The sequence below is a fragment of the Paraburkholderia acidipaludis NBRC 101816 genome (assembly GCF_000684975.1).
Classification (GTDB): domain Bacteria; phylum Pseudomonadota; class Gammaproteobacteria; order Burkholderiales; family Burkholderiaceae; genus Paraburkholderia; species Paraburkholderia acidipaludis.
In genome coordinates, this window is record NZ_BAXZ01000001.1 from 149,208 (window position 1) to 172,625 (window position 23,418).

The following is a 23,418-nucleotide window of genomic DNA, read 5'->3' on the forward strand; positions in this document are numbered from 1 at the left end:
ACGTGTCAGCCATGCCCGACAATCCGGCCCCCTTCGAGGCGCAAGCGATCCCGCAGGCAAGCCCCGCGACGGCAAACCCGCCGCACGACGCCGAAGCCTGGCACAAGCTCGGCTGGGAACACGAAGCGCGCGGAGAGCTCGAAGAAGCCGTGACCTGCTACCGCCGGGCCGTGCAGTTCAAGCCGCACGCGGACGGCTCGTACAACAACCTCGGCAACTGCCTGAATGCATTGGGTCGCTTCGACGAGGCGTATGCCGCATGGCGCACGGCCATCCAGCTGGCCCCGGGCTGCGCGATGTACTACCGCAACCTCGTGCAATCCAGGGCGCTCGCGCCCGACGACCCCTGCTTCGCGTCGCTCGAAGCCCAGGTCCGCACGGCCGCGCGCCTGCCTCCCAGCGCACAGGCCGATCTGTTTTTCGCCTACGGGCAAACGCTCGCGGAGCAAGGCGAGCACGAGTTCGGCTTTACGCAGATCCTGCGCGCCAATGCCGTCTATCGGCCCACCGTCAACTACGACGAAAACACCGTGCTCGGCGTTTCGGCTCAATTGCCGAAGCTGTTTACGCAGGACGTGATGCGCGAGAAGCGAGGCCTTGGCGACCCATCGGAACTCCCGGTGTTCGTGATCGGCATGCCGCGCTCGGGATCGACGCTCGTGGAGCAGATCCTCGCAAGCCATCCGCAGATAAGGGGAGTCGGCGAGCGCACGGATTTCGACAATGCGCTCTCGTGGCTGCTCGCGACGAGCCGCGCGCAGCCGACGGGCCCATTCAGCCTCGACAGGCTCTCCGAAGCCACGCCGGCCCAGCTGCACGGACTCGGCTCGAACTATCTGCAGCGTCTGCCTCAGACAGTGCGCGTGAGCGATGCGGCGCTCCCCGCGCGCGTGGTGAACAAATACCAGTACAACTTCATCCACGCGGGCCTGATCCATCTGGCCTTGCCGAATGCGCGCATCGTCCACGTGCGCCGCTCGCCGCTCGACACCTGCCTCTCCATTTACTCGCGCTGGTTCCACGACGTTCCGTTCGGCTATGACCTCGGTGAGCTGGGCCGCTACTACCGCGCCTACGACACCCTGATGGCCCACTGGCGCGCCGTCCTGCCCGAAGAGGTCATGCTGGAACTGTCCTATGAAGAGCTGGTGGCCGACACGGAAGGCCAGGCGCGCCGTCTGCTCGCGCACTGCGGCATGGAATGGGATGCACGCTGCCTGGAGTTCTACCGGACGAAACGCTCGGTGACGACGGCCAGTGCGGCGCAGGTGCGCAAACCGATTTATCGCACTTCGATCCGGCGCTGGCGGCCGGACCTGCGGGTGCTGCGGCCGCTGCTCGACGGCCTGGGATCCGAGCTGGCGGCGACGGCGCAATAAGCAGGGAAACTAAGCGATCGCGCGCGAAGCCTGCATACGCTCGAACGCATCCAGAATGCGCTGCACGTAGACGTTCTTGTGCGCGAGCGGACCGCCGCTCGCCTCGCGATGCACCAGCATGGTCGCGTTCGCTTCGAAAACGAGCACCCGCCCGTCCGGCAGCAGCGTGAAATCGATGCCGCCGTAGTCGAGAGCGAGACGGCGGCCAATCGCCTCGATGGCGCGCAGCGCGCGCTCGCCGAGTGCCGCGCCCATGTCTTCGAGAAACCGCTGTTCCTCAGCCAGCTTCCACGCCTCCCCCGTCATCTCCGCCGAGAAGTAATGGACCATCCAGTGCCGCGAAATGGCGAGGTGATAGGGGTACGGCCGCCCATCGACGAACACGACGCGATATTTGCGGTAGTAGCCGTCCGCGCTGCGAAAATCCTCGAACATCGTCAGATAGCAGGGCGCGGCGTGGGCTTGCAACGCGGGCCAGAGCGTCTCCATCGAGGCATGCAGCACGAGCCCGTCGCCGCCATGCGTCGATAGCGGCCGCATCAGCAGCGGAAAGCGGAACGACGCCGCGGCGAGCCGCAGCGCAAGATCCCTCGCCGACGCCGGCACCTCGTCGAACCGCAGACAAGGCGCCGTCGTCGCGTCGTCGATACCGCCCAGCAGCGCCGGGAGACGATGCCGCTGAGTCGCGGCGACAGCCGCCGGGCGATTGAGAAACGGACGGCCGCAGCGCTGCGCGAACGCCTCCAGGCGCGCCGTGACCGGCACGGCGATGTCCGGCTCGCCGATCGCATTGAACACGAGATCGTAGGGCGGCAGCGTGGCGTCTTCGCTCTCCTCGGCGAAATCGATCGCGTATTTGATGCGGTAACTCGACTGCGGCGGCAGCAGCGTGTCGAACGGCACGTTGCCCGATATCTGCCCCGAGCAGAGAATCAGCACGCGCCGCGGCGCCCCCTCGCACGGCTCGACGTAGATACGCTGCAGCGCGTAGGCATGGCGCCGGCGCGCATCGGCCTCGGCCGCGTGGCCCAGCCGGTCGAGCACGGCGGCCAGGTTCTGGTGAGCCATCGCGAAATTGGGCGCGAGGGCAAGCGTATGCCGGAACCAGTGCAACGCGGCGACGTTGTTGCCCTTCATGTAATACACCGTGGCGACGTTGTAGAGCGCGATTCCGGGTGCCTCGCGACCCATGTTCGCCAGCATGCTGAAGGTTTCGACGGCGATGCGATGCGCCTGCGCGCCTGTTTCGTTGCCGATGGCCTGCAGCGCATTCGAGAACGCCTCGTGCAGCGCGGCGTTGGCGGGATCGGCGTCGAGCCGGTGGCTCAGCTGGACGAGCACGGCATGGGATGTGCCGTCGGCCATCTCGGCGGCATCGGTCTCGATACGGGGGGTTGAAGGCAAAACCATGGTGATTCCCAGAGCCTGCGGCGCCCGGCGTGAATGGACAGGCCCCGGGCTCACCGCAGAGATAGCAGGGTACATCGGGGCTCGCGCAAACTATTCCCGAATTGAGCCCGAAAGGCGCGTCTTCTCAGCCGATCAGTAGTGTTCCCTGCGCTCCTATACTGCGATGGTCCGGACGAGTCACCCGCCGGCCTACCCACCGACTCGTCCATCGCCGCCGGCTCGATGCGCCATGAAAAATCATATTTTCCAGATCTATTACTCCGACGCGACGCGCGCCCAGATCGACCCGGGGTTCCTGCCGCTCGACAACACCGGGCAGCGTCCGGACTGGTACGAGTATTGGCCGATGCGGCGTTTTTTGCGTGAAAACACGCTGGATCCGGCGAGCCGCTATGGCTTCCTGTCACCGAAGTTCTTCGAGAAGACGGGCTTGACGGCCGCGAAGGTCAATGCGTTCCTCGAGACCGTGCCTGACGACGTGGACGTCGTGACGTTTTCGCCGTTTTTCGATCAAGCGGCGTTCTTCCTCAATGTTTTTGAACACGCGGCGGCCTGTCACCCCGGCATCGGCCCTGTGATCCAGAGCGTGATTCAACTCGTCGCGCCCGGGCTGAACGTCGGCGAAACCGTGATGAGCTCGGTGCAGTCCGTGTTCTGCAATTATCTGGTTGCCAGGCCGGCATTCTGGCAACGGTGGCTGGCGACATGCGAGCGTATTTTCGCGGTGGCGGAAGCGGGCGACACCGAGCTGGGACAGCAGCTCAATGCCGATGTCCGGTACGAGAATCAGCGCGGACCTGCCAAGACCTTCATTATTGAGCGCATGGCTTCACTGCTTATCAGCACGCAGTCCCATTGGAAAGTGCGCGCCTACAACCCGGTGACCTTGCCCATCGCAAGCAAGGCGCTGGGCAAGTTCGGCGAGGATCTGCTGGTGCTCGATGCGCTGAAATTCATGGCGAGAGAAACCGGGTCTCCGCAGTATTTCGTTGCCTATCTGAGCAGGCGGCATGTGCTCAATGAGCGGCTTAAGACGATGAGTGTCTGAGGCCTGGTTGCCAGAATGGCGCCGCCGTTGCGGCGGCGCTTCTTCCCGTATCAGACGACCGGTATCGCCCCCTCAACCTCGTCCCGACTCCCCTGCACGAACTGCGGCGCCGGTCCGTTCGCGAACAGGAAAAACGGCTCGTTCGCGTTGACGCCATAGCGGTCCGCATCGACGCCGGGCAGAACGGTCTCGTGCGCGTAAAGATCCCCATTCAAGCCGGCGGCACGGAACCGGTCCGCGATATCAGCACCGAACAGCCGAACGTGATCGTCCTGACCGAAATAGCGCGTGGCGAATGCTTCGGTCGCGCGCCGGTTCAATTCGAAGGTGTGCTTCAGCAGCGGTGAATAAGGCGTCTGGGCCACAAGATGCCCATTGGGCGCGAGGCATCGCTTGAATTCGGCGAGCGCGGCTTCGGGCGCATCCACGTGTTCCAGCACATGGTTGCACACGATCAGGTCGAAATGGTGGTCCGGGAAATCGAGCGCTTCGACGTTGATCTTCGCATGGTGAGGGAGCCGCGGGTGCAGATCGCCCGTCACATATTCGAGCGGCGCCAGCGCGCGAATGCGCGGTTCGAGCCGCCCTTCAGGCGCAACGTGAAGAACACGCTTGCCGCTCAGGCCGTCGATCAGCCCCGCGCGCTTGAGATACAACCACAAGTGCCGATCGCGATCGTTGCAGTGGCACGCCGGGCAAAGATGCTTGTCCAGCCGCGAACCCACGCTTTCGACCTGGGTGAGGAATTCCAGGTCGAAGCTGTTCGCCTGCGGATGGGCCTGCCATTCGCCGACCTCGTGATCGCAGACCACGCACACATTCGGCGTGTTCCGGGTCTTCCTGCGCGCGGCGACCGCGGCGCGCGCGTGCGCGAGATGGGCGCGAAATTTGGGCGAATCGAACAACTGCTGCGGAGGGATCTCGGTCAGTTCGTTCAGGTTGAGAAGCAGCGGCTGGATTTCCGCGAGCTTAAGGTGACTCAGCGCGTGAAGGTAGAACTGCAGGAGTCCCTGCTTCGCGCCTTCCAGCTGTTCCGGCGCGAGCTGACCCGCCGCCGCCTCGCCGCGGACGAAGACTTCCCATTCGTAGAATCCGGCGCTTGCGAAGGGGCTTTGGCCGCTGGAGTTCTGCCCGTCGTGACGACGGAAGCAGCTGTGGTAGCCGCGCACTGCCACGACCGGACCCACGTCGGCACTGTTCAGGAACGTCGCAACGTCGGTGAGGAAATCGAGCTCCTCCGAGCGGTACGACATCGCGGTCGTGATATCCAGCCGGTCCCTGACCAGCATCACGTTGCTCGGCTCGCCAATGAAGTTATTGAGCGGACCGATCATGTGCTGGACGAGAAAGCGGCGATCGAGCAACGCCATGTCACCGTCGTTGATGAGCGGCGGTGGCGTGTGCACGATCTGGTCGTGCTGGTCGATCAGCACACGGTCGTGGAATGCCAGTGCCGCCTGCGGGTGGGTGCGCAGGGCATGGACCAGGACCTCGACGGAAGTGGGCATCAGCAGGTCGTCGTCGTAGAGCCACTTGACGTAGCGGCCCGTCGCGCGTTGCCACAGAGTCTGGCAGTTGCGCAGGCCATTCCCGAACCCGTGGTGGAAGTACTGAATACGCGGATCGTCGATTCGCGCGACGACGTCGCGCAACCGGCCGTCAGCCGTGTCGTCGCCCACCAGAATCTCGATGTCCTTGAAAGTCTGCGCATGGGCGCTAGCCAGCGCTTTCAGCAGGAAGTCGGGGCGGAATGCCGGGATAAGAATGCTGACTTCAGCCATAGGGGGATATTCCCTTATCGAAATGAACCCGCGCGGCCCGACCGAATGCGCGGCTCGCGGCGGTAGTGCAAGGCTGGCGGTCCCCTGGCGCGCAAATCGCGCGCGCCAGCGGCCATCTCGACAGAGATTAACCGTGTCCGTGCGCACTCAAATACCCGAACAAGGCGTAATAACCCTGCCAAATTGACCGCGCGCCCACACGTCCCCTGAACGCTATTCGCACGAATTGGCCGTACTTCTGGCGCCTGATTGATCGATCAGCAGCGGGATGCCGATGCCACACTCTGATGCAGATTGCAGTCGTCCGGGCCGGCGGCCCGACCAGCCAGACCGTCACGCAGACCTGCGCCCCCTATGGACAAGCTCATCCCCGTCACACAGCCTTACCTGCCTCCGCTGGAGGAATTTCTCCCACTTCTGGAGCAGATCTGGGCCAGCAAGGTAGTGACCAATGGCGGCCCCTTTCATGCCCAGCTCGAGCGCGCGCTGTGCGAACACCTGGGCATCGAGCACATCTGCCTCTTTTCCAACGGCACGCTCGCACTGATCACGGCATTGCAGGCAATGAAGATCACCGGCGAAGTCATCACCACGCCGTTCAGCTTCGTAGCGACGACGCACGCGCTGCACTGGAACGGCATTCGCCCCGTCTTCGTCGATATCGACCCGGTGAGCATGAATCTCGACCCCGGCAAGATCGAGGCGGCCATCACGCCGCAAACCACCGCGATATTGCCCGTCCACGTCTACGGCAACCCGTGCGAAGTGGAAGCGATCGAGCGGATTGCCGACACCTACGGCTTGCGCGTGCTGTATGACGCCGCCCACGCGTTCGATGTGCGCAAACACGGCCGATCGATCCTCGAATTCGGCGACATGTCGGTCTTGAGCTTTCACGGCACGAAGATCTTCAATACGTTTGAAGGCGGCGCGATCGTGTGCCGGGACGCCAAGACCAAGCGCCGGATCGACAACCTCAAGAATTTCGGCTTCGTCGACGAAGTCACGGTCGTCGCGCCCGGCATCAACGGCAAGATGAACGAGTTGCAGGCCGCGTTCGGCTTGTTGCAGCTTGGCCATATCGAGAAAATCAAGGCGGCGCGCGCGCAGATCGCCGAGCGCTACCGCAGCGCGTTTCGCAACGTCAAAGGGTTGATGCTGCACGACATTCCCAGCCACAGCACGCCCAACAATTCGTATTTTCCCGTGCGCGTGACGCGCGAGTTCCCGCTTACGCGGGACGAACTCTACGACGAACTGCGTCGCGGCAACGTGTGGGCAAGGCGTTACTTCTACCCGCTGATCAGCGAGTTCCCCACGTACCGTGCGCTGCCGTCGGCGGCGCGGGCAAACCTGCCCGTGGCAACGGAAATCTCGCAGCAGGTCCTCTGCCTGCCCATTTATCCCGCGCTCGACGCGCGCACGCAGGATCGGATCATCGATATCGTGTTGAAAGCGGCCGGGCTGGGGCAGCATGCAAGCTGAACGCAAACTCGCCGTCATGCAGCCGTATTTTCTGCCCTACCTCGGCTACTTCCAGCTGATGGCGAAAGCGGATGCATTCGTCGCCTACGACGACGTCAACTTCATCAATCGCGGCTGGATCAATCGCAACCGGATCAACGTCAACGGCGACGCACACCTGTTCACCGTCCCGCTGCGGCAGGCCAGCCAGAACCGGCTCATCTGCGACATCGAGATCAGCGAAGACAACGCCTGGCGCACCCGGCTGCTCAAGTCGATCCGCCAGGCCTACTCGCGGGCGAGCGAGTTTCCCCGCGTCATGCCGCTGCTGGAGCAGATCATCGAGCATCCCGCGCGCAATCTCGCGGAGTACGTGCTGCACAGCCTGACGACGCTGCGCGATCACTTTGCGCTGAAGACCCACATCGTCGCGACATCGCGTTGCTACGACAATGCCCATCTGCGGGCGCAGGCGCGCATTATCGACATCTGCCGCCGGGAACAAGCCGATGTCTATGTCAATTCGATCGGAGGCACGGAGCTCTACGAGCGCGCGGCGTTCGCCGAGCAGGGCATCACGCTGCGATTCCTGAATCCGGTCCTGAAACCCCATGCGGGCAATGGCGGCGCCTTTCTGCCCGGACTCTCCATCGTCGATGTCCTGATGCACAACGACCCGGAGGCCGTCGCCGATCTGCTCCACGCGGGAACACTGTCATGACTGGACGCTATCACGCCATCATTGAGCACTACGAAGAGTGTCTCGAAAGATTCGGCGACACCCACAAAGGCGTGGACTGGCCTGACCCGACAGACGCCGTGAAGCGATATCAGGTCATGCTCGACCTCATGCGCCCGGGTGCCCAGCCATGCACGCTGCTCGACTTCGGCTGCGGCGCGTCGCATCTCTTTCAGTACATGCTCGAACGGAACGTCCAGGGCGTGCGGTACGCCGGCCTCGACGCGTCGGAGAAGTTCTGCGCGCTTTCGAAGCAAAAGTATCCGGACAACGAATACCTCTGCGCGGACGTCCTGCAAGCACCTGAATCGCTGGGCGAGTATGACTACGTCGTCATGAACGGCGTCTTCACGGAAAAGCGCGAACTCTCGTTCGATGAAATGTTCGACTACATGCGCCGCGTGCTGCAGAGAGTGTTCGCCAAAGTGCGCCGCGGCATGGCGTTCAACGTGATGTCCAAGCAAGTCGATTGGGAACGCGACGACCTGTTTCACATGCCCATCGGCACGCTGACCGATTTCCTCGCGCGCTCCCTCTCGCGCCATTACATCGTGCGCAACGACTACGGGCTCTACGAATACACCGTGTACGTGTACAAGGAGCATAACTGATGGCCAAGGTGCTCATTTTCGGCCTGCATGACTACGCCGAACTCGCTCACTACTATCTCGAACACGATTCGCCTCATGAGGTCGCCGGGTTTTGCGTGAACCGCGCGTACCTGCCCGAAGAGCGAAGCTTCAAAGGGCTCGAAGTCGTCGCGTTCGAAGATGTCGCCGAGACCCATCCCGCGTCCGGCTACCAGTTCTTCGCGCCAATGTCGCCGAAACGCATGAACACGGAACGCGAGCGTGTCTTTCACGAGATCAAGGGCAAGGGCTACCGGCTCATCAGCTATGTGAGCTCGAAAGCCACGACCTTCGGCAACGAGATCGGCGAGAACTGCTTCATCCTTGAGGACAACACGATCCAGCCGTTCACGACGATCGGCGACAACGTCGTGCTCTGGAGCGGCAATCATGTTGGCCATCATGGCGCGATTCGCGATCACGTGACGATGACCTCGCACGTCGTGATGTCCGGTCACTGCGAGATCGGCGCATACAGCTTTCTCGGCGTGAACGCGACGCTGCGCGACGGCATCCGGATCGGCGAAGGCAGCTTCATTGCGATGGCAACGGCGATCATGAAGAGCACCGAACCCTGGTCCGTGTACAAGGGCAATCCCGCGGAAAAGCTCTCGATGTCGAGCAAAGACCTGAGGTTCTAGGAGCCGCCCCGATGTCCGCCATACGCTGGGAAAAGCGCGGTCTGATCTATACCGTCGACAAGCGGCTGCCATGGGCCGGCACGCATGCGCAGATTCCGACCTTCGCCGGCTTGCGCGACGGCGCCTTGACGCTCCTCTTCAGCAGCCGCACGCCCGAGAACCGCAGCCTGATTGCGAAGCTCCAGGTGCGCGCCGATGCACCGGGCGAGATCGTCTCGGTCGAGGCCGCCCCCATCCTGCCGCTCGGCAAGCCGGGAACCTTCGACGACTGCGGAATGATGCCTTCGTCCGTGGTCGAACACGACGGCGTGCAGTACCTCTACTACATCGGCTGGAACGTGCGCAACACGGTGCCGTATCACAACTCGGTCGGCCTCGCGGTCAGCGAAGACGGCAGCGCAAGCTACCGGCGCCTGTACGAAGGCCCGATCATGGACCGCACCGCCCAGGAACCGTACTTCTGTGCGACGACCTGCGTGCGTATCGAAAACGGCGTCTGGCGCAACTGGTACCTTTCGTGCACGGGTTGGGAGAAGGTCGACGGCAAGGAAGAGCCGCGCTACCACCTGAAATACGCCGAATCGCGCGACGGCATCCATTGGGAACGCCACGGCACGATCGCGATCGATTACGCAAGCGCCGACGAAGGCGCGATCGCGCGCGCCTCGGTCTACAAGGACGGCCACACCTACCGCATGTGGTACTGCTACCGCGGCCACGCGGGCTACCGCGAGAATCTGGCGAACAGCTACCGCATCGGCTACGCCGAGTCGTCCGACGGCATCGCCTGGCAGCGCCTCGACGATCGCGCGGGCATCGAGGTTGGCGCGACGGGATGGGATTCGTTCATGCTCGCCTATCCCGAGGTCGTCGAAGCGGGAGGGCGGCTCCTCCTCTTCTATAACGGCAACGGCTTCGGAGCCAGCGGCTTTGGCTATGCCGAAGCCGTGCGCGAAGCATAGAGAGAACCACAAGATGAACCTGATCGCCGGAGACTTCGAGCAGCAGGGCTACCTGATCGCTTCATCACCCGCCTTGCAGGCGCAGATGCAGTCGATACGAAGCCGGTTCGAAAGCCGCTTCCTTGCGAAATTCCGCGACGACGCACAGCGCAACCGCAATGTGATCAAGCTGCTCGCGGAAGACATCGAGACCAAGCGCTTCTTTTGCTCCGCCGATATCGTGAGCGCGCTGAGCGAGCACCTCAAGATCGTCGAACCGGTGCAGACCGGCCCTATCGTCACGCATTACACGGCTTGCAATACGACGGGCAACAACTACGGTCTTCCATATCACCAGGATTGGCCGAGCATGGGCACGTCGACGCGCGGCGTGATCGCCTGGACCTCGGTCACCAACATCGGCGTGAACGGCCCTGGCCTGCGCATCGTCCCCGGCAGCCACCTGCGGGGACTCTGGCCCGGCACGCAGACCGACGGCGGCTACGTGCTCGAGCAGCAGGAAATCGACGGCTACCTCGACGTCCAGATCGAAGCCGGCCAGATCCTGTTCATGTCGCCGTTCCTTGTTCACAAGACTCGAACGTCTTTGGCGCGCGACTGGAAGCTGTCGCTGTCGTGCCGTTTCGACGATTTCGGCTGCGAACAGTGGGACCGCCGCAATTTCGTCAGCGCGTACAGGACGGCAGTGGACCGGCAAGCGTACTTGTCGGAACCTGCGCAAGCCGACAACCTGGAAAACACCGAGCCCCAACAATGACCAGACAGACAGCAGACGCGCATCTCGACGCGCTAGCCACCGACGGGTACACGATCATCGAGCAAGGCATGTCGCCGGATGCTGCCGCCGCGCTTCTGCACGCGATGCGCGCGCGCAGTGCGAAACTCGCCGAAGTCGAGCTCGCCGATCAGCCGTTCCTCAACCGCGGCCACGACGTTCTCTACAACCTTCAGCGCGAGGACGTGACGTACGCGCGCACCTTCACCGGCAACCCGCTCGTGATGACGATCCTGCTCGGTCTTTTGAACGACACCTGGTACAAGCAGATTCCGCAGGATCGGCCGAATTTCATCTTGCGCTCGCTGATCGGCCGCAGCAGCGGCGAACGCGCGATGCCGCTGCACATCGATTCGTTCGTGCCGAGCAGCGGGAAGCTCTGCATCGCCTGCCAGGTCGCCATCGTGCTCGAAGATCAGACCCCCGAGCGCGGCTGCACGGTGCTCGTGCCGGGCTCGCACCGTTCGGACGACTACGCGGACCAGTCCGCGATGGCCGATGCAATACCGATCCTGGCGAAGGCCGGCGACATCGTGATCTGGGACAGCCGCATCTGGCACGGCGCGCTCGGCAACACGACCGGCAAAAGCCGTTGGTCGTTGATCGCCACATTCGTGCGCTGGTGGATGAAGCAGAATTACGATATGACAGGGGCGCTGCCGCAGCACATCTACGAAGCGCTGACCGACGACGAAAAGGCGGTGTTCGGCTACTGCTCGCTGCCCCCGCGCGACGAGTACGACCGCACCGACATGAAAGCTGGACATGATTTCCTGAAGCCGACCGTGGCGGCGTATGGCGCCGCGCGAGCGAGGTGTCGGGAGGCGTAGCAGGGGGCAGGTCAATCCCGCTTGGCGAGGTGCAGAAAGCGTTTTTCCCGCACCTTGAAGAAAGCAAGCTGTTGCTGAAGATCAACAGAGGGGAAATCGCGTTGCCGGTTCTTCGTGCCGAGCGTTCGCAAAAATCCGCGCGAGGGGGTTCACGTTAAAAATCTGGCAGACTACATCGACATGCAGCGCGCAGCAGCGGTGAAGGAACGCGATCAGCTTTGCGGCCTAAAGTCCCGAATTCGAGGCAATATTGGTTGCCGTGCGTGCCTTGGATGGACACTACGATCTTGAAGGGCGGAGATAGGGCATAGCGCTCGCTATGCCTTTCATTGGGTGGTCGTCTAGCGTTTTGCGGGTTGTGACCGCGCTGCAAACAGTTGTCTGACCGATTAATTCGCGCGGCGCACGGCAACTTCAGCGCATATGAGCAATCCGCGCGGGCGGTGCTCCAGTCCTGGCGGCCACTTATCAAATTTTCCACCCGCCTTTTCTAGCGCATCGTGACAACTCTTGTATACCGCATGCGCTTTCAAAAAGTAATCAAGCGTAGCATTGGCGTCCGCGTCAACCAAGCAGATCTGAAGTGTACGTTTGTCGCCCGGATTGCCACCGATGTCAGTATCGACGGCTTCCCAAGTACCGTTCGCCAAATCGAAAGTGGTCTTTCCCCAAACGGGAAAGTATTCACCGTTTTCCCAAACTCGGATCAAACGCAGCGTGTACCCTTTGGGCAATTTTTTTGCCTTGATTCGGCCATGCACCGTCAATTTTTTCACCAACTCGCCCGAACGAGGGTTTTCGATCGTCACCCCAAATTTCGACGGCTTAGGGAGCGTTTTACGTCTATGAGTCAGGATTGATGCCACGATCAGCAGAAGTCCGATGACAACGGACGCGATTCGAGCGGTGGTACTGGGCATGAGCAGCGGGACGCCTTTAATGGTCGTGCCACCAATAAGCCCCAGAAGGGTAAGAGCGGCGCCCACCACAAAGACAATGTCTACGACCTCAAAAAAACTTTTTGCGGATTCGATAGTATTGTTTTCGGCCACAAGTTCACCCACGTTTTCCGTATAGATTCCGTACGCGAAGAAAAAGGGCCTAGCGCATAATCACCAAACCCTTGATCTATAAGAATTTTCTTGGCGCGCCCGGCTGGGATCGAACCAGCAACCCCTGCCTTCGGAGGGCAGTACTCTATCCATTGAGCTACGGGCGCATTGAGACGCTGGCGCCGCCACCAATCGCGAAAAAATACGAGGAAAGCGGCGCCGCAGTGAGACCGAGAGAATACCCGGTTTCGGTTAAACCGTCCACCGCACGGGCTTTGGCGTTGCGCCCCCTCCAGCAATAAGGGCCGCATATCCCAAACCCGTCCATCGACGCCCCGCCGCTCCGGGTAAACGCCCGCTGAAGACTCCCGCTGCTGCCCACCAGCCGCAAAACCTTGCGTCTATAATCGTCGGTGTTTGATCCATCGCTAGGTTGTACCGCTCACCACAATACCAACGGGAGACGAGACAAGCATGAGCGAAGCACCCCACGGAGCCCCGATCAAAACGCCCGGCCAGCTGATCGCCGCTGTCATCGCCGGGTTTGCCGTCCCCATCATCTGCTGCGTCATGCTCGCCTACTACGTCGACAGCACGACGCGCACCGGCGCCGGCACCGACGAGCTTTCCGCCCAGCAAATCACCGCACGCATCGCGCCCGTCGCGCAGGTCTCGGTGCGCGACGCCAACGCGCCGCGCGTCTACAAGACCGGCGAGCAGGTCTTTCAGGCGGTCTGCTCGGCCTGCCACGCCACGGGCGCGGCGGGCGCGCCGAAGTTCGGCAACTCGGGCGACTGGGCGCCGCGCATCGCGCAAGGCTACGACACGCTCTGGCACACGGCCCTCACCGGCAAGGGCGCCATGCCGCCGCGCGGCGGCACGAGTCCCGACGACTACAGCGATTACGAAATCGGCCTCGCCGTCGCCTACATGGCGAATCACGCCGGCGCGAACTTCCCGAATCCGCCCATGCCCGCACCGGGCGCCGCGCAGGGCGCATCGGGTGCGGCAGCGGCCGCGCCGGCTTCAGGTGCCCCCGCTGCGTCGGGCGCCGAGGCCAGTGCCGGCCAGGCTTCGGCCGCCGCAGCAGCAATCGCAGCCATTCCGCAGCCCTCTTCCGCACCTGCGGCAGGCGGCGCCGAACAAAGCGCCGACGCTTCGCAGGCCGGCAAGGCGCTCTATCAGCAGGTCTGCCAGGCTTGCCACGCGGCGGGCGTGCTGGGTGCGCCGAAGTTCGGCAACAAGGGCGACTGGGCGCCGCGCCTGAAGGATCCGATGGACACCATCTATAACTACGCGCTGCACGGCAAGGGCCAGATGCCGCCGAAGGGCGGCTCGAACGCCTCGGACGACCAGGTGAAGGCCGCCGTCGACTACATGGTGAACGCCGCGAAGTAAGCGCACGCAATAACCAAAGCCAAAGGGCTGCATCTCACGATGCAGCCCTTTCCGTTTTCGCCGCGTCCTTGCCGTCGTGGTCAAGCGCCGCAATCGCGAGCAGCGTTCAGCCCTTCTGCAGCAGCGCCTTGAGGCTCGCCAGCCGGTCTTTCGGCGTCATCGGCGCTTCTTCCGCCGTGGGCGGCGGCGCCTCGTCCAGCCCCATCTCCGGGATGAAGCGCGACGCTTCGCACACCACCGTCTCGCGCGCCCGCTTGCGCTTCTTGCACCAGTTCAGATGCAGGCTGCGCTGCGCACGCGTGATCGCCACGTACATCAGGCGCCGTTCTTCTTCTATGCGCGCATCGTCGATCACGTCGTCCTCCGAGCCGCCGCGGTGGGGCATGATGCCCTCCTCCACGCCCACCAGGAACACGTGCGGATACTCCAGCCCCTTCGATGCGTGCACGGTCGAAAGGCGCACGGCATCCGGGTCTTCGTCCTTGCCTTCCAGCATCGACATCAGCGCCACGGTCTGGATCAGGCCCATGAGGTTCTTGCCGGTGTCGGCGAGGCCGTCGGCGTTGTCGTAGCCCGTGGCCTCGCTGTCTTCGCCAATTTCCTGCTCCGGCTTCGTGCCCTTGCGCTTGAGCCATTCCAGGAACTCCAGCACGTTCTGCCACTTCGACTGCGCCTGGCGTTCGTCGAAGGCGTCGTACAGATACGCCTCGTAGTGGATCGCTTCCATGAGGTCGTCGAGCACCACGGTCGCCGGTTCCTTTTCCGCGCGCTCGGCGAGGCGCTGCATGAAGTCGCAGAACACGCGCATCGGCTCGACCTGGCGCGCGGAAAGGCGCGCCTCGATGCCGCCCATGTACACGGCCTCGAACAACGAGACCTTGGCCTGCCCCGCGAACGAGCCCAACGCTTCGAGCGTGGTGTTGCCCACACCACGGCGCGGCGTGGTGATCGCGCGGATGAAAGCGGGATCGTCGTCGTGGTTGGCAATCAGGCGCAGGTACGCGCAGAGGTCCTTGATCTCGGCCTTGTCGAAGAACGACTGGCCGCCCGAAAGCACGTAGGGAATGCGCTCGCGGCGCAGCACCTGTTCGAAGATGCGCGCCTGGAAGTTGCCGCGATACAGGATCGCGTAGTCGCGAAACTGCGCCCGGCGCTCGAACTTGTGCGCGGAAAGGCGGAACACGACCGACTCGGCTTCGTGCTCTTCGTCGTTGCAGGGCGTGACGGTGATCGTGTCGCCCATGCCGTGCTCGGACCAGAGTTTCTTTTCGAAGAGCTTCGGGTTGTTCGCGATGACGTTGTTCGCCGCCGTGAGAATGCGCACCGTCGAGCGGTAGTTCTGCTCCAGCTTGATGACGTGCAGCTTCGGATAGTCCTTGCCGAGCTGTGCCAGATTTTCGATGGTGGCGCCGCGCCAGCCGTAGATGGCCTGGTCGTCGTCGCCCACCGCTGTGAACGCGGCGCGCGGGCCCGCCAGCAGTTTCAGCAGCTCGTACTGGCAGGTGTTGGTGTCCTGGTACTCGTCGATCAGCAGGTAGCGCAGCTTGTTCTGCCAGCGCTCGCGCACAGGCTCGTTCTTCGCGAACAGCTCGGTGGGCAGGCGGATCAGGTCATCGAAGTCCACCGCCTGGTAGGCGTGCAGCGTCGCCACGTAGTTGCGGTAGACGATGGCCGCCTGGTGTTCGTCCTCGTTCGAAGCGGTGGCGAGCGCTTCCTCGGGCATCACGAGGCCGTTCTTCCAGAGCGAGATGATCGACTGGATCTTGCGGATGAAGCCTTTATCCGTCGATCCCACCTGTTCCTGGATCATGGCAAAGCAGTCGTCGGAATCCATGATCGAGAACTGGGGCTTGAGTCCCAGATGCTCGGCTTCCTGGCGCAGGATCTGCACGCCGAGCGAGTGGAACGTGCAGACCGTGAGCTGGTTGGTCGGCACCTTGCGGCCTTCCTTGCCGGGCGTGGTGAGCGTCTTGCCTTCCAGCAGCTTGCCCACGCGCTCGCGCATTTCGGCGGCGGCCTTGTTGGTGAAGGTGACGGCCGCGATATGGCGCGGCTCGAAGCCTTTCGCTTCGATCAGGTGCGCGATCTTCTGCGTGATCACGCGCGTCTTGCCGCTGCCCGCGCCGGCGAGCACGAGACAGGGACCGTCGAGATAGCGCACCGCTTCGCTTTGGGCGGGATTCAGGCCTGCGGACATCGTTGCTGGATTGGAAATACGGGTGGGACGGCCTGGCGCCGCGCGGGAGGTGCGATGTTAACACGACCGCGTGCCACAATAACGCCCTCCCGCCCACCGCGGCCGTGGCCGCAGTTCAGTGCCGCCACGCCGCCTCTTGCAGGAATTGCCCCATGACTTCCCCGCTGAAACTCGGCCTGATGGGTTATGGCTTTGCCGGCCAGACCTTCCACGCACCCGTGATCGCGCATTGCCCCGCGGTCGAGCTCGCCGCCATCGCCACCGGCCAGCCGGAGCGCGCCCGCGCCGACTTTCCCGAAGCCGCCATCGTCCCCGACCTCGACGCCCTGCTCGCGCTCGCCGACGTGGAATGCGTGGTAATTGCCACGCCCAACGACACGCACTTCGACCTCGCACGCCGCACGCTGGAGCACGGCAAGCACGTGCTAGTCGACAAGCCGGTCACGCTCACCTCGGCCGAGGCGCGCAAGCTCGCCGCGCTCGCGGCCGAGCGCGGGCTTGTATTCGCACCGTTCCACAATCGCCGCTGGGACGGCGATTTCCTCACCGTGCGCGCGCTGCTCGAAAGCGGCGAGCTGGGCCGGGTCACGCACTTCGAATCGCATTTCGACCGCTTTCGGCCGCTCGTGCGCCAGCGCTGGCGCGAAGACGCCTCGCGGGGCGGCGGCCTGCTTTACGATCTCGGGCCGCATCTGATCGACCAGACGCTTGCGCTCTTCGGCACGCCCGAAACGGTGACCGCCTTCGTGCGCACGCGCCGCGACAATGCCACGGCGCCCGACTACGCCCATCTCGTGCTCGGCTACGCCCAGCACGAAGCCGTGCTGCACGCGAGCGCGCTGGCGGCCTTCTCGCCGCGCTTCGTGATCAACGGCACGGGCGGCAGCTATCTGAAGAACGGGCTCGACACCCAGGAGGATCAGTTGAAGGCGGGGCTGCGTCCGGGCCAGCCAGGCTTTGGCGCGGGCAACGAGGCGGGGCGTCTGCATGGGCAACTCGCGGACGGCAGCGAAAGCGAGCGCAGCCTGCCCACCCTGAACGGCGACTACACCGGCCTCTATCGCGCGCTGGCCGCTGCGATCCGCGAGGGCGTGCCCTTCCCGGTGAGTCCGCAGGACGCCATCGACGTCATGACCGTGATCGAGCTGGCCATCCAAAGCGCCGCCGAAGGGCGCACGCTGCCCTTCGCGCGAGGACACTGAAAGCCTGCCCGCGTCATGGCCGTCGGTTGAGGCGCCTTGATCCCGCCGTCGAGTATTTCGGCGGCGCCGCGGCAAACCTTTCATTGTTCCGACGCTCATGAAAGATGAATACAAACGGTTACAAGTCCCGGCACGCAAATTTGTCATCTCAATAAACGTTTGAAACGTTGGGCGTTCGGACAACGCCAGAAAGAGCGACAACGACCAAAAGGAGTCTTATATGTCCCGCATCGCCCGCGCGCTTGCTGCAAGCGCCCTCGTCTCGACGCTCGCCGCCTGCGTCGTCAACCAGCCGCCCCCGCCGTCCGGCCCCACGCCGCACCAGATCGCCGTTGAGCGGCTGCATCAGGTGGATGGCCGTATCGACAATCTGGGCCGCCGCATCGACGCGCACGTGAATCAGGGCTACTATCCGCCGCCGCAAGGCAACGCGCTGCATCACCGCCTCGACGATATCCGCGGCGAAGCGCACAGCATGGCTGCGCAGCACGGCGGCGGTCTCTCGCCCGACGAGCAGCGCGTCCTGAACCAGGAACTCGACCAGGCCGCGCACGCGGTCGGCGAGTAACTCCCTGAAGTGAGGTACGCGGGGCGTGCCCAAATTTTTCCGCATTGACACGCCCTGTGCGCCTCGCGCACAATCGCTGCGCGCGCCGGGAGAGCGCGCCGGTTGAGAGCTTTTTAGCGCAGCCGGCGCCGCCGAAGGGGCAACCCACAAACTCTCAGGCAAAAGGACCGTGCGCGCCGGACCGCCTTTCCGCCAGCCTTGCGCGACCTTGCGCGCGGCACACGGAAACGCAGGAAAGTCCGCACTCTGGAGAGCGGCAGCAGAACGGCGGCAAGACAGGCCGCGTTCAGACTGCCCACCGAAGGGGCGCGCGCCGTCCAGGCACTGATCCAATCAGTGCGCGGCGCAATCTCTCAGGTACCGAGGACAGAGGGGCCATGCATGAAGCGTCCACAGGCACAGTGCCTGCGGCGGCTCATGCATGGCCCTTTTTCGTTTTCGACCGCGCCGAGGCCGCCCCATGACCGAACTGAAACGTACCCCGCTCAACGCCACTCACCGTGCGCTCAATGCCCGCATGGTCGACTTCGGCGGCTGGGACATGCCCGTCAACTACGGCTCGCAGATCGACGAGCATCGCGCCGTGCGCACCGACGCCGGCATGTTCGACGTCTCGCACATGCGCGTGGTCGATTTCGCAGGCCCGAAAGCGCGCGAGTTCTTCTCCCGCGCGCTCGCCAACAACGTCGCGAAGCTGGCCACGCCGGGCAAGGCCCTCTACTCGTGCATGCTGAACCCGGAAGGCGGCGTGATCGACGACCTGATCGTCTACTACTTCGCCGACGACGATTTCCGCACCGTCGTCAACGCGGGCACGGCCGGGAAGGACATCGCCTGGTTCGAGAAGCTCAATGCCGAAGGCGGCTACGGCCTCACGATCACGCCGCGCAACGATCTCGCGATCGTCGCCGTGCAGGGCCCGAACGCACGCGAGCGGGTCTGGTGCGTGGCGCCCTCCTCGCGCAGCTGCACCGAAACGCTCAAGCCCTTCAACGCCGCGAAGATCGAAGGCACGCCGTTCGGCGAGCTGATGATCGCGCGCACCGGCTACACCGGCGAAGACGGCTTCGAGGTGATCGTGCCCGTCGCCGCCGTCTGCGAACTGTGGGCCGCGCTACAGAACCAGGGCGTGAAGCCTTGCGGCCTCGGCGCGCGCGACACGCTGCGCCTCGAAGCGGGCATGAACCTGTACGGCCAGGACATGGACGACAACGTCTCGCCGCTCGACGCGGGCCTCGCCTGGACCGTCGACATGAAGGAGCCGCGCGACTTCGTCGGCCGCACCGTGCTCGAGAAGAACGGCGCGCGCATGGCCTTCGTCGGCCTGATCCTGCAGAAGGAAAACGGCAAGGCGGGCGGCGTGCTGCGCGCGCACCAGAAGGTGCTCACGCCGCACGGCGAAGGCGAGATCACGAGCGGCACGTTCTCGCCGACCATGCAGGAATCCATCGCCTTCGCGCGCGTGCCGCAGGGCGTGCAGCCGGGCGACGTCGTGCAGGTGCAGATCCGCGACAAAGCCCTTCCCGCAAGCGTGGTAAAACTGCCGTTCGTGCGCAACGGCAAGGTGCTGGCCGCCTGAACGCCGTGCGTCGGGTCGTCTGGCAGGTCGCCTGACCGGCGCGCACGCTCCCCTCTTCCGAAGCATTTGCAAGCAACCGCGAACCACGCACTGGAGCATCCTATGAGCATCCCGGCCGATCTGAAATACACCGAATCGCACGAATGGGTTCGCACCGAAGCCGACGGCACGCTGACCGTCGGCATCACCGACCACGCGCAGGAAGCGCTCGGCGACATCGTCTTTCTCGAACTGCCCGAAGCGGGCCGCACGGTCGGCGCAGGCGACGCCGTGGCCGTGATCGAGTCGGTCAAGGCCGCCTCGGACATCTACGCCCCGGTTGCGGGCGAGATCGTCGATTCGAACAGCACGCTCGTCGACACGCCCGACCAGGTGAACGGCTCGCCCTATGAATCGTGGCTCTTCAAGATCAAGCCGGCTGCGGACGCTTCGCTCGACCGCCTGATCGACGCCGCCGCCTACGAAAAGGCCATCGGCGCCTAACCCCAACGCCCAAACGCACCCGCGCGGCGGCACGAGCCCGGCCGCCGCGCCCGCAGGAACGCCCATGAAGCTCGAACACCCGGATCGTCTGATGAACACCTCCCTCACCCTCGCTGCGCTCGAGACGCACGAAGCCTTCGCCGGCCGCCATATCGGCCCCGATACGGCCGACCAGCAGGCGATGCTCGGCACGCTCGGCTTCGCCTCGCGCGCCGCGCTGATCGAAGCGGTGATTCCGGCCGCGATCCGCCGCCAGGAAACGCTGCCGCTCGGCCCGTTCAGCGCGCCGCGCACGGAAGCCGAAGCGCTCGCGGGCCTGCGCGCGCTCGCCGACAAGAACGAGGTGTTCCGCTCCTATATCGGGCAGGGCTACTACGACACGCACACGCCGGCCGTCATCCTGCGCAACGTGCTCGAAAACCCGGCGTGGTACACCGCGTACACGCCGTACCAGCCGGAAATCTCGCAGGGCCGCCTCGAAGCCCTGCTGAACTTCCAGCAGATGATCACCGACCTCACGGGCCTCGCGATCTCGAACGCGTCGCTGCTCGACGAAGCCACGGCCGCCGCCGAGGCGATGACGCTCGTGCAGCGCACCGGCAAGTCGAAGTCGAATGTGTTCTACGTGGCCGACGACGTGCTGCCGCAAACGCTCGAAGTCGTGAAGACGCGCGCGAAGCCGATCGGCATCGAAGTGAAGGTCGGCCCGGCCGCTGAAGCCGCCGGCGCGAATGCCTTCGGCGTGCTGCTGCAATACCCCGGCGTGAACGGCGACGTGCGCGACTACCGCGAACTCGCCGCCGCCATCCACGCAACGGGCGGCGCCGTGATCGCCGCCGCCGACCTGCTCGCGCTCACCGTGCTCGTGCCGCCGGGGGAATGGGGCGCGGACGTGGCCGTGGGCAACTCGCAGCGCTTCGGCGTGCCGATGGGCTTCGGCGGTCCGCACGCCGCGTATCTCGCGGTGAAGGACGACTTCAAGCGCCAGATGCCGGGCCGTCTCGTCGGCGTGACCGTCGACGCGAACGGCGACCCGGCGCTGCGCCTCGCGCTGCAAACGCGCGAACAGCATATCCGCCGCGAGAAGGCCACTTCGAACGTCTGCACGGCGCAGGCGCTGCTCGCGATCATGGCGAGCATGTACGCGGTCTATCACGGCCCGCAGGGCCTCAAGACGATCGCGCTGCGCGTGAACCGCGTCGCGGCCATTCTCGCCGCCGGTGCGAAGCAGCTGGGCTACGCGCTCGTGAACGAATCGTTCTTCGACACGCTCACGTTCGAAGCGGGCGCCCGCACCCAGGCGCTGCACGACGCGGCCCTCGCGCGCGGCATGAACCTGCGCCGCGTGAGCGAAACGCGCGTGGGCGTGTCGGTGGACGAAACCACCACGCGCGCCGACCTCGCCGACCTGCTGGCCGTGTTTGCGCAGGCCGCATTCGCAAGCGAAGCGCCCTTGGTCGATGCACTCGACGCCGAACTCGCCTCGAAGGCCGTGGCCACGTTCCCGGCCGCGCTCGTGCGCGAAAGCGCGTACCTCACGCACCCGGTATTCAACCGTCACCATTCGGAAACGGAAATGCTGCGCTACCTGCGCAGCCTCTCCGACAAGGATCTCGCGCTCGACCGTTCGATGATCCCGCTCGGCTCGTGCACGATGAAGCTCAACGCGACCTCGGAAATGCTGCCGGTCACGTGGCCCGAGTTCGGCCGCATCCACCCGTTCGCGCCGGCCGAGCAAACGGTCGGCTATCGCGAGATGGTCGATCAGCTCGAACAGATGCTCGTGGCCGCCACCGGCTACGCCGCCGTCTCGCTGCAGCCGAACGCGGGCTCGCAGGGCGAGTACGCGGGCCTGCTGATCATTCAGGCGTATCACGCCTCGCGCGGCGAAGCGCATCGCAACGTCTGCCTGATTCCGGCTTCGGCGCACGGCACGAACCCCGCGTCGGCGCAAATGGCCGGCCTGCAGGTGGTGGTCGTGGCCTGCGACGCGAAGGGCAACGTCGATCTCGCCGACCTGAAGGCCAAGGCCGGGCAGCACGCCGCGAAGCTCGCGGCGATCATGATCACCTACCCCTCGACGCACGGCGTGTTCGAAGAGAACGTGCGCGAAGTCTGCGAGATCGTGCACGCGCACGGCGGCCAGGTGTACGTGGACGGCGCAAACATGAACGCGATGGTCGGCCTCGCGGCGCCGGGCCAGTTCGGCGGCGACGTCTCGCACCTGAATCTGCACAAGACCTTCTGCATTCCGCACGGCGGCGGCGGCCCGGGCGTCGGTCCGGTCGCAGTGGGCGCGCACCTCGCGCAGTTCCTGCCGAACCAGCTTTCGACGGGCTACCGCCGCTCGGCAGACGAGGGACACGGCATCGGCGCGGTGAGCGCGGCGCCTTACGGCTCGGCCTCGATCCTGCCGATCTCGTGGATGTACATCGCCATGATGGGCGCGGCCAACCTCACGGCCGCCACGGAAACCGCGATCCTCAACGCGAACTACGTCGCGAACAAGCTCGCGCCACATTTCCCGGTGCTCTACAGCGGCCCGGGCGGGCTCGTCGCACACGAGTGCATTCTCGACCTGCGTCCCATCAAGGACGCGAGCGGCATCACCGTGGACGACGTCGCCAAGCGCCTGATGGACTACGGCTTCCACGCGCCCACCATGAGCTTCCCGGTGCCGGGCACGCTGATGGTCGAGCCGACGGAGTCGGAATCGAAAGAGGAACTCGACCGCTTCGTCGAGGCCATGATCGCCATCCGCGAGGAAATCCGCGCCGTGGAGGACGGTCGCGCGGACAAGGAAGACAACCCGCTGCGCCATGCGCCGCACACCGCGGCCGTGGTCGTCGCCGACGGCTGGAAGCACGCCTACTCGCGCGAACAGGCGGCCTACCCGGTGCGCTCGCTGGTGGCGCGCAAGTACTGGCCGCCGGTCGGCCGCGCGGACAACGTCTATGGCGACCGCAACCTGTTCTGCTCGTGCGTGCCGATCGCCGAGTACGGCGAGGAACAATCGGCGGAAGTAGCCAACAAGGCCTGAGCGCCGCATTGACGGCCGCCGCGCGTCGCAGGAAGTTGACGCCGGCGGCCGTCATCGCTCTCACATTTGGCGCCGCAAACCGTTACCATCACACACCTGTCAGCCTTGAACCAGGGAGTCCCGCATGGCGCGGAAGGTGCTAACGGTCTCAACCAGGATCTCAACCCGGGTCTATGCCCCAGTTCCAACCCGGGTCCCTGCCCAGCCGACGAGCATCGGCGCACCCGCGAGGCCGGCGAGG

General features: G+C 64.4%; 20 protein-coding genes, 1 tRNA gene and 2 riboswitches. Of the genes, 16 read left to right on the top strand and 5 right to left on the bottom strand.

Translation table 11 applies throughout. From position 1 onward, the window contains the following. The first annotated feature begins 11 nt into the window (after positions 1 to 11). Positions 12 to 1,379 carry a sulfotransferase family protein gene (locus BAC01S_RS29880; protein ID WP_043200694.1) on the top strand — a complete coding sequence of 456 codons (1,368 nt, stop codon included), beginning with the start codon at positions 12 to 14 and terminating at the stop codon, positions 1,377 to 1,379. A gap of 9 nt (positions 1,380 to 1,388) precedes the next feature. On the opposite strand, the gene BAC01S_RS29885 is transcribed toward BAC01S_RS29880, so the two are convergent. After that, positions 1,389 to 2,789: an ATP-grasp domain-containing protein gene (locus tag BAC01S_RS29885; protein WP_156954252.1), complete on the bottom strand. Its 1,401-nt coding sequence runs from the start codon at positions 2,787 to 2,789 to the stop codon at positions 1,389 to 1,391. 229 nt (positions 2,790 to 3,018) lie between these two features. Between BAC01S_RS29885 and BAC01S_RS29890 the strand changes: the two genes are divergently transcribed. Continuing rightward, positions 3,019 to 3,837 carry a hypothetical protein gene (locus tag BAC01S_RS29890; RefSeq protein ID WP_043200697.1) on the top strand — a complete coding sequence of 273 codons (819 nt, stop codon included), beginning with the start codon at positions 3,019 to 3,021 and terminating at the stop codon, positions 3,835 to 3,837. A gap of 50 nt (positions 3,838 to 3,887) precedes the next feature. Here the strand turns inward: BAC01S_RS29890 and BAC01S_RS33185 are convergent, their stop codons facing one another. Beyond that, complete coding sequence (locus BAC01S_RS33185; protein WP_156954253.1) at positions 3,888 to 5,765, bottom strand: methyltransferase domain-containing protein; 1,878 nt, start codon at positions 5,763 to 5,765, stop codon at positions 3,888 to 3,890. Positions 5,766 to 5,972: 207 nt separating this feature from the next. Between BAC01S_RS33185 and BAC01S_RS00730 the strand changes: the two genes are divergently transcribed. From BAC01S_RS00730 to BAC01S_RS35425, 8 genes are read left to right on the top strand one after another with little or no spacing between them, the layout of a single operon-like run. Further along, on the top strand, positions 5,973 to 7,103 hold the full coding sequence (locus tag BAC01S_RS00730) for a DegT/DnrJ/EryC1/StrS family aminotransferase (protein WP_027793040.1): 1,131 nt from the start codon (positions 5,973 to 5,975) through the stop codon (positions 7,101 to 7,103). Next, positions 7,093 to 7,803, top strand: coding sequence for a WbqC family protein (locus tag BAC01S_RS00735; protein ID WP_043200699.1), 711 nt, complete (start codon positions 7,093 to 7,095; stop codon positions 7,801 to 7,803). Before BAC01S_RS00730 ends, BAC01S_RS00735 begins: the two co-directional genes overlap by 11 nt. Continuing rightward, complete coding sequence (locus tag BAC01S_RS00740; RefSeq protein WP_027793042.1) at positions 7,800 to 8,432, top strand: class I SAM-dependent methyltransferase; 633 nt, start codon at positions 7,800 to 7,802, stop codon at positions 8,430 to 8,432. The genes BAC01S_RS00735 and BAC01S_RS00740 overlap by 4 nt, the downstream gene beginning before the upstream one ends. After that, on the top strand, positions 8,432 to 9,091 hold the full coding sequence (locus tag BAC01S_RS00745; protein WP_027793043.1) for an acetyltransferase: 660 nt from the start codon (positions 8,432 to 8,434) through the stop codon (positions 9,089 to 9,091). The genes BAC01S_RS00740 and BAC01S_RS00745 overlap by 1 nt, the downstream gene beginning before the upstream one ends. A gap of 11 nt (positions 9,092 to 9,102) precedes the next feature. Then, positions 9,103 to 10,053 (top strand): glycoside hydrolase family protein, encoded by a 951-nt coding sequence (locus tag BAC01S_RS00750; protein WP_027793044.1) that lies wholly within the window; start codon positions 9,103 to 9,105, stop codon positions 10,051 to 10,053. A 13-nt stretch (positions 10,054 to 10,066) separates the two neighbouring features. Continuing rightward, a complete protein-coding gene (locus BAC01S_RS00755) occupies positions 10,067 to 10,810 on the top strand; it encodes a phytanoyl-CoA dioxygenase family protein (RefSeq protein WP_169740084.1) in 744 nt (247 codons plus the stop codon). Next, the gene (locus BAC01S_RS00760) at positions 10,807 to 11,658 is read left to right on the top strand and encodes a phytanoyl-CoA dioxygenase family protein (protein ID WP_027793046.1); all 852 of its coding nucleotides are present in this window, start codon (positions 10,807 to 10,809) and stop codon (positions 11,656 to 11,658) included. Before BAC01S_RS00755 ends, BAC01S_RS00760 begins: the two co-directional genes overlap by 4 nt. Positions 11,659 to 11,687: 29 nt before the next feature. Beyond that, positions 11,688 to 11,816 (top strand): pyocin activator PrtN family protein, encoded by a 129-nt coding sequence (locus tag BAC01S_RS35425; RefSeq protein ID WP_245616454.1) that lies wholly within the window; start codon positions 11,688 to 11,690, stop codon positions 11,814 to 11,816. A 231-nt stretch (positions 11,817 to 12,047) separates the two neighbouring features. On the opposite strand, the gene BAC01S_RS00765 is transcribed toward BAC01S_RS35425, so the two are convergent. Both BAC01S_RS00765 and BAC01S_RS00770 read right to left on the bottom strand, forming a co-directional pair. Beyond that, positions 12,048 to 12,722, bottom strand: coding sequence for a hypothetical protein (locus tag BAC01S_RS00765; protein ID WP_156954255.1), 675 nt, complete (start codon positions 12,720 to 12,722; stop codon positions 12,048 to 12,050). A 79-nt stretch (positions 12,723 to 12,801) separates the two neighbouring features. Beyond that, positions 12,802 to 12,877 (bottom strand) — tRNA-Arg (locus BAC01S_RS00770). Between the two features lie 307 nt (positions 12,878 to 13,184). Between BAC01S_RS00770 and BAC01S_RS00775 the strand changes: the two genes are divergently transcribed. After that, positions 13,185 to 14,108 (top strand): c-type cytochrome, encoded by a 924-nt coding sequence (locus BAC01S_RS00775; RefSeq protein WP_027793048.1) that lies wholly within the window; start codon positions 13,185 to 13,187, stop codon positions 14,106 to 14,108. Between the two features lie 106 nt (positions 14,109 to 14,214). Here the strand turns inward: BAC01S_RS00775 and BAC01S_RS00780 are convergent, their stop codons facing one another. Continuing rightward, positions 14,215 to 16,305: a UvrD-helicase domain-containing protein gene (locus BAC01S_RS00780; protein WP_027793049.1), complete on the bottom strand. Its 2,091-nt coding sequence runs from the start codon at positions 16,303 to 16,305 to the stop codon at positions 14,215 to 14,217. A gap of 152 nt (positions 16,306 to 16,457) precedes the next feature. Here BAC01S_RS00780 and BAC01S_RS00785 point away from each other — a divergent pair, with 152 nt between their 5' ends. The 5 genes from BAC01S_RS00785 (at position 16,458) to gcvP (ending at position 23,177) form a co-directional block, all read left to right on the top strand. Next, positions 16,458 to 17,507, top strand: coding sequence for an oxidoreductase (locus tag BAC01S_RS00785; protein ID WP_027793050.1), 1,050 nt, complete (start codon positions 16,458 to 16,460; stop codon positions 17,505 to 17,507). 220 nt (positions 17,508 to 17,727) lie between these two features. Then, complete coding sequence (locus BAC01S_RS00790; RefSeq protein ID WP_027793051.1) at positions 17,728 to 18,075, top strand: hypothetical protein; 348 nt, start codon at positions 17,728 to 17,730, stop codon at positions 18,073 to 18,075. A 76-nt stretch (positions 18,076 to 18,151) separates the two neighbouring features. Next, positions 18,152 to 18,254, top strand: a riboswitch (glycine riboswitch). A 57-nt stretch (positions 18,255 to 18,311) separates the two neighbouring features. Then, a riboswitch (glycine riboswitch) is annotated at positions 18,312 to 18,455 on the top strand. An 80-nt stretch (positions 18,456 to 18,535) separates the two neighbouring features. Further along, positions 18,536 to 19,654, top strand: a complete 1,119-nt coding sequence (gcvT, locus tag BAC01S_RS00795) for a glycine cleavage system aminomethyltransferase GcvT (protein ID WP_027793052.1) — start codon at positions 18,536 to 18,538, stop codon at positions 19,652 to 19,654. A gap of 102 nt (positions 19,655 to 19,756) precedes the next feature. Continuing rightward, complete coding sequence (gene gcvH / locus BAC01S_RS00800) at positions 19,757 to 20,137, top strand: glycine cleavage system protein GcvH (protein ID WP_027793053.1); 381 nt, start codon at positions 19,757 to 19,759, stop codon at positions 20,135 to 20,137. 64 nt (positions 20,138 to 20,201) lie between these two features. Continuing rightward, positions 20,202 to 23,177, top strand: coding sequence for an aminomethyl-transferring glycine dehydrogenase (gcvP, locus tag BAC01S_RS00805; RefSeq protein WP_027793054.1), 2,976 nt, complete (start codon positions 20,202 to 20,204; stop codon positions 23,175 to 23,177). The last annotated feature ends 241 nt before the right edge of the window (positions 23,178 to 23,418 follow it).

Excerpts from the sequence above, each read along its gene's own strand:
- BAC01S_RS00740 (WP_027793042.1), top strand. The coding sequence starts at position 7,800 with ATGACTGGACGCTATCACGCCATCATTGAGCACTACGAAGAGTGTCTC.
- BAC01S_RS00780 (WP_027793049.1), bottom strand. The coding sequence starts at position 16,305 with ATGTCCGCAGGCCTGAATCCCGCCCAAAGCGAAGCGGTGCGCTATCTC.
- BAC01S_RS00785 (WP_027793050.1), top strand. The coding sequence starts at position 16,458 with ATGACTTCCCCGCTGAAACTCGGCCTGATGGGTTATGGCTTTGCCGGC.
- gcvT (WP_027793052.1), top strand. The coding sequence starts at position 18,536 with ATGACCGAACTGAAACGTACCCCGCTCAACGCCACTCACCGTGCGCTC.
- gcvP (WP_027793054.1), top strand. The coding sequence starts at position 20,202 with ATGAAGCTCGAACACCCGGATCGTCTGATGAACACCTCCCTCACCCTC.
- BAC01S_RS00750 (WP_027793044.1), top strand. The coding sequence starts at position 9,103 with ATGTCCGCCATACGCTGGGAAAAGCGCGGTCTGATCTATACCGTCGAC.
- BAC01S_RS00790 (WP_027793051.1), top strand. The coding sequence starts at position 17,728 with ATGTCCCGCATCGCCCGCGCGCTTGCTGCAAGCGCCCTCGTCTCGACG.
- BAC01S_RS29890 (WP_043200697.1), top strand. The coding sequence starts at position 3,019 with ATGAAAAATCATATTTTCCAGATCTATTACTCCGACGCGACGCGCGCC.
- BAC01S_RS00735 (WP_043200699.1), top strand. The coding sequence starts at position 7,093 with ATGCAAGCTGAACGCAAACTCGCCGTCATGCAGCCGTATTTTCTGCCC.
- BAC01S_RS00730 (WP_027793040.1), top strand. The coding sequence starts at position 5,973 with ATGGACAAGCTCATCCCCGTCACACAGCCTTACCTGCCTCCGCTGGAG.
- BAC01S_RS00760 (WP_027793046.1), top strand. The coding sequence starts at position 10,807 with ATGACCAGACAGACAGCAGACGCGCATCTCGACGCGCTAGCCACCGAC.
- BAC01S_RS00745 (WP_027793043.1), top strand. The coding sequence starts at position 8,432 with ATGGCCAAGGTGCTCATTTTCGGCCTGCATGACTACGCCGAACTCGCT.
- BAC01S_RS29880 (WP_043200694.1), top strand. The coding sequence starts at position 12 with ATGCCCGACAATCCGGCCCCCTTCGAGGCGCAAGCGATCCCGCAGGCA.
- gcvH (WP_027793053.1), top strand. The coding sequence starts at position 19,757 with ATGAGCATCCCGGCCGATCTGAAATACACCGAATCGCACGAATGGGTT.
- BAC01S_RS29885 (WP_156954252.1), bottom strand. The coding sequence starts at position 2,789 with ATGGTTTTGCCTTCAACCCCCCGTATCGAGACCGATGCCGCCGAGATG.
- BAC01S_RS00755 (WP_169740084.1), top strand. The coding sequence starts at position 10,067 with ATGAACCTGATCGCCGGAGACTTCGAGCAGCAGGGCTACCTGATCGCT.
- BAC01S_RS00775 (WP_027793048.1), top strand. The coding sequence starts at position 13,185 with ATGAGCGAAGCACCCCACGGAGCCCCGATCAAAACGCCCGGCCAGCTG.